A 721-nucleotide genomic window follows, 5' to 3' on the forward strand; every position below is an offset into this window, starting at 1 on the left:
GCGGCGAACAAACAAGCACTCATTGACGCAGGTCTGCACTACATTTTGTCGGTGAAAACCCCCACCGTGCCAGAGGTAATTGAAACCTGGCGGCGGGAAAACCCCGGTGAAGACTACACCCACGGCCAGATCTGGACACAAGCCTCGGCAAGCGATGGGCGCAAACACACAACCCCGAATACGGTGACGCATTACCAGTACTCCCACGACCGGGCCAGACGCAGCCTGCGCGGAATCAAAGAGCAAGTCGCAAAAGCCAAACGCGCTGTTGACGGCGATATCGCTATCAAGCGTAACCGCTATATCGATCTTTCCGCTCCGAACAAGAAGGTCAACTACGCTCTTGCTGCCAAACACCGAGCCCTAGCCGGAATTAAAGGCTATGAAACCGACCTGACCGCTCTTGACGCCCAGGAGGTTATCGGGCATTACCGCAGGCTATTCAACATTGAGAAATCGTTTCGGATGTCGAAATCAGACCTGAAAGCACGCCCAATCTACGCCAGGAAACAAGACTCGATCACAGCACATCTCCATATTGTGATGGCAGCACTAGCCGTGGCCCACCTGATGGAGACCCGCAGTGGTCAATCCATCAAACGCCTCGTGAGAACACTCAAGAAATACCGCAGCTTCGAACTCAACATTGGCGGCGAAACCATTCACGCCGCCGTACCACTCCCGCCCGACCTCACCGCCACCATTCAAGCAATCACCGGCC

Annotated in this window: 1 protein-coding gene; it reads left to right on the forward strand. The window is 55.2% G+C overall.

What is annotated here, in order from left to right; all coding sequences use genetic code 11:
- Positions 1 to 721 (forward strand): IS1634 family transposase (locus tag HMPREF3149_RS13395; RefSeq protein WP_141741481.1); only part of this gene is annotated, 721 nt, incomplete at both ends.

Source organism: Corynebacterium sp. HMSC05E07 (assembly GCF_001807225.1).
Classification (GTDB): Bacteria; Actinomycetota; Actinomycetes; order Mycobacteriales; family Mycobacteriaceae; genus Corynebacterium; species Corynebacterium singulare.